Annotated in this window: 5 protein-coding genes and 1 pseudogene; 2 read left to right on the top strand and 4 right to left on the bottom strand. The window is 36.1% G+C overall.

The annotated features are described in order from the left end of the window. Positions 1-791 (bottom strand): annotated as a pseudogene (locus tag V7659_RS30415) (RNA polymerase recycling motor HelD); the annotation flags it as partial. 534 nt (positions 792-1,325) lie between these two features. On the opposite strand from V7659_RS30415, the gene V7659_RS30410 reads away from it, so the two are divergent. Beyond that, entirely contained in the window at positions 1,326-2,183 is an 858-nt protein-coding gene (locus V7659_RS30410) for an SPFH domain-containing protein (protein ID WP_335543743.1), read from the top strand. A gap of 13 nt (positions 2,184-2,196) precedes the next feature. Then, positions 2,197-2,352 (top strand): Arc family DNA-binding protein, encoded by a 156-nt coding sequence (locus V7659_RS30405; protein ID WP_098573206.1) that lies wholly within the window; start codon positions 2,197-2,199, stop codon positions 2,350-2,352. Positions 2,353-2,565: 213 nt separating this feature from the next. Here the strand turns inward: V7659_RS30405 and V7659_RS32235 are convergent, their stop codons facing one another. The 3 genes from V7659_RS32235 to V7659_RS30395 all read right to left on the bottom strand — a co-directional run. Next, positions 2,566-2,649: a putative holin-like toxin gene (locus V7659_RS32235; protein WP_420491368.1), complete on the bottom strand. Its 84-nt coding sequence runs from the start codon at positions 2,647-2,649 to the stop codon at positions 2,566-2,568. Positions 2,650-2,863: 214 nt separating this feature from the next. Then, positions 2,864-3,487, bottom strand: a complete 624-nt coding sequence (locus V7659_RS30400; protein WP_335543742.1) for an FMN-binding negative transcriptional regulator — start codon at positions 3,485-3,487, stop codon at positions 2,864-2,866. Between the two features lie 22 nt (positions 3,488-3,509). After that, positions 3,510-3,832 (bottom strand): GNAT family N-acetyltransferase (locus V7659_RS30395; RefSeq protein ID WP_335543741.1); only part of this gene is annotated, 323 nt, incomplete at its 5' end.

Below are 3,832 nucleotides of genomic sequence, written 5' to 3'. Positions count from 1 at the left end.
ATAAATAATTTATTAGGTGCAAGAATCATTAATTTTTCTGGAGGAAATCGATATCCAGATGAGTATAGAAAGTAGGAAATTCGATGGAGTGCAATGGTTGTTTTTCCACTTCCAGCAGCTCCTTGAACGATAATGGGATGTTTAAGAGAGGCTCTAATTACTTCATTTTGCTCATTTTGGATGGTCGCCACAATCTCGGTTAAGCGATTGTCTGCTTTTCCTGATAAAGACTTTTGTAATAATTCATCATGCGTGGTTAAATCGATATCTCTAATATCTTTTAAAAATCCATTCTCGATTTCGTACTGGCGCTTTAGCGATAAATAACCACTTTGTGTTTCCCCATAAGCGTCATACGTTACATCCCCAAGACGGCCATCATAGTAAACATTTGCAATTGGAGACCGCCAATCGACAATTATAGGAATCTGATTGACACGGTCAAACAGGGAGGCTTTTCCAATATATAAAATCTCTTCGTTGCTGTCACCACTACTCGTAAAATTGATTCGAGAGAAGTACGGTTTGCCGATGACGCTTGCTAACCTTTCCAATTCACTCTCAGCCAATTCTAAAAATTGAGCATTCGTTAGGAGGGTCATGTAACTTAAACTACTATCTGATGTATCCAGTTCCGCAAAGGCTTCTTTCAAATTCTCAACGAACTGTTCTTTATTTCCCTTCGACATTTCCAAAACACTCTTAATAAATTCCTTTGTAAATTCTAAGCGTTCAACTTCTTCTTGATAATCTTTATGTTCTCGAACTGATTTTTGTTTGTTTGAACTCATTCTCTCAATCCGTCACCTCTCAATAGAGTTTATAGCGATGGGACACGCACAAAAAGAAACATCTACAATTTTTTTGCAGATGCTTTCTTTCACAATGGAGTTATATTTTACCATTTGGCAAGTGATAATACAATAACTTGTTTTTATCCCTTGAAATATAGTAAAGCGATGAGGAAAATAATTAATCCTATTAAGAAAATAGGACCAAGACCGGTACTGTATACAAAATAAATTCTAATATGAAGAAGCGCATGGATAATAAGTATGGCCAGCAAGCAAACCAGTAATACAATGGTCAACTGCACATTTTTATTGCGATTTCGATTCAAAGAATTTGCTCCCTTCTAGAAGCTTTACAGGGACACCAAATGAACAAACAGTTTTTATATAAATATTTTACAAGAGCCTGAAATATTCCTTTCGATCCCAACCGGCAATGTTTTGATAAAAATAAAAAATTTCCTTTATTTACAACTATTTATGATATAATTGTGATATCACTTTTATATCACATTTTAAAATGGAGGGAACGGAATGAAGGAAAAATCAATTTTTAAAATGAATGGATTTGCTGCACTGATCATTGCGCTATTATGTATTGGTCTTGGAATCTTTTTAATTGCTACTGGAACAATCTCGGAGAAAATTACTGGTGGAATCGTTATAATTTTAGGATTAATCCTTGCAACAAGTTTGACCATTGTTCAGCCAAACGAAGCAAAAGTATTAACCTTCTTTGGTACCTATCTTGGTGTAATCCGGGACCAAGGATTGTGGGCAACCATCCCGTTTACATTCAAAAGAAGTGTCTCCTTACGAGTAACAAACTTTAACAGTGAGAGGCTAAAAGTAAATGATTTAGAAGGAAATCCCATTGAGATTGCAGCTGTGGTTGTTTATAAGGTGAGGGATGCAGCAAAAGCTTTGTATGACGTGGAAAACTATAATAAATTCATCCAAATTCAAAGTGAAACCGGGCTTCGTCATATTGCAAGCAGATATGCTTATGATTCATTCGATCATGCTGAAAACCCATTAACTCTTCGTCAGAATAGCGATGAAGTCGCAGATGTGCTTATGTATGATTTACAAAAAAGATTGGATGTAGCTGGCGTGGATGTGATCGAAGCAAGGATTATGCATCTTGCCTATTCTTCTGAAATTGCTTCTGCCATGCTGCAAAGACAACAAGCGCAAGCCGTATTATCTGCACGAAAGGTGATTGTCGACGGTGCTGTTGGACTTGTAAAAGCTGCGATTGACCAACTCGCAGAGCAAGAAATTGTTGAACTGGATGAAGAGAAGAAAGCGCAGATGGTCAATAACCTAATGGTCGCCATTGTCTCTGAAAAAGGAACGCAGCCTATTATTAATACAGGAAGCATTTATTAAGGTCGTGTAGTAAATGAGCAAACGAAAATCATTTCCGCTTCGGATTGACCCGAAGTTATATGAAGTGCTGGAAAAATGGGCTGAAGATGAAATAAGAAGCGTCAACGCCCAAATCGAAGTCATCCTAAAAGAAGCCGCTAAAAAGGCAGGAAGATTAAAAAAAGAATAGACACTATAGGGACACGGTTCTCATGCTTTAATGTGTTAATACTCTATTTTCTTTTACTTGAATTTTAGTTATAATATATCTATATAATTGCATAAAATAAAATGACCGCGGGTGCTGGTAACACCTAACGGTCATGCAATAGCAGGTTCCGGTGCAAGGGAATCAGCATAAAGCGGAAATAATCTACTCAGGGCTGCTAAACTCGAGGGTGGATTATTTTTTTTGGTTAAAAGACAGAACGGCAACGATCAGGCTTCCAAATGCAAACATAATCATGAATGTTTCAAATATTGTCAATCAGCATCACCCCATTTCTGTTGGGAATGTGCCGACCACCCTTGAGATATCCTACTCTATTGCTCTTCTATTTTATCATGTAATTCACAAAATAGGAACATATGTTTCGTTTTTAAGGTGAAATAGGTCCTTACGTACAAAATCATTTTTTGTTCCAACTTTATTATGGTAATAAATTCCTGGGTGCATTTCACCCGTTTGAATTAAAGTAGGCTTATTTGTGTTTTTTTACTCTCCTTTCCATCAGTTCTGCCATTTGTTTCGAATTTGGATTTCCTTCATTATGTAATTTATCGATGATGTTAGCATAATCCGTTTCATTTCGGTTCTGACTTAATTTATATGAAGCCTGAATTTCTCCCACTTTTATCTTAAATCCAACTATACCTTTCAGTTCACTTTCTAAGAGATCCGGAGAAAGTTTATCCCATAAAACTGGATTTTCACGGTGTTTTTCATATTTTTCCAGCATGATTGTTAATTCTTCTATCAATTCATCTTTCTCTAAAATGCTTGCTTTACCATATGCATGGACGGATTGATAATTCCATGTTGGAACTTCTTCATGCCCATACCAAGAAGAAGAAATGTAAGCGTGCGGTCCCTGAAACATAACAAGCACATCTTCACAGGTTTCAAATGTTCTCCAATGAGGATTCCCATAAGCCATATGCCCAGTAATATAGTAGTCATCACCTTTTTTACTTAACCCCAAAGGCAAATGAGTGGCAATTGGTTTCCCTTGTTCTGTAGTGACAATCGTGCCAAAAGAGTTTTTTTGAACAAAATCCCAAATTTCTTCAACATTTGTGACCTTAAAGTATTTTGGTATATACATAATAATCCACCTTTCAATAAAATTATAAGAGTGTTTTGGTCATTATAAAATCGATTTGTTCTTCATCACCCATATAAAAAGAGTGGGCTCCAGCTTGAACAAACCCCATTTTCTTATAGAAAGCAATCGCATTTTCATTTTTTTCCCATACGCCTAGCCAGATTTTCTTTTTATGACGTTCCATTGCAATTTCCATAGCTTTATTAAAAAGATATTTACCCAGACCATGTTTTTGAAATTGGTTCTTTATATAAATCCTCTCAATTTCAAGTGATTCCTCACCCATTTCTTCAGTCTGAGCATCATTGGTATTGTTCTTTAGATATCCTGCGACTTCATTATTGA

The sequence above is a fragment of the Neobacillus drentensis genome, assembly GCF_036966985.1.
In the GTDB taxonomy this organism is placed as follows: Bacteria; Bacillota; Bacilli; order Bacillales; family Cytobacillaceae; genus Neobacillus; species Neobacillus drentensis_E.
Note: the sequence above shows the minus strand (reverse complement) of the source record. Positions and strands in the feature narration are given on the sequence as shown.

Excerpts from the sequence above, each read along its gene's own strand:
- V7659_RS30410 (WP_335543743.1), top strand. The coding sequence starts at position 1,326 with ATGAAGGAAAAATCAATTTTTAAAATGAATGGATTTGCTGCACTGATC.
- V7659_RS30405 (WP_098573206.1), top strand. The coding sequence starts at position 2,197 with ATGAGCAAACGAAAATCATTTCCGCTTCGGATTGACCCGAAGTTATAT.
- V7659_RS30400 (WP_335543742.1), bottom strand. The coding sequence starts at position 3,487 with ATGTATATACCAAAATACTTTAAGGTCACAAATGTTGAAGAAATTTGG.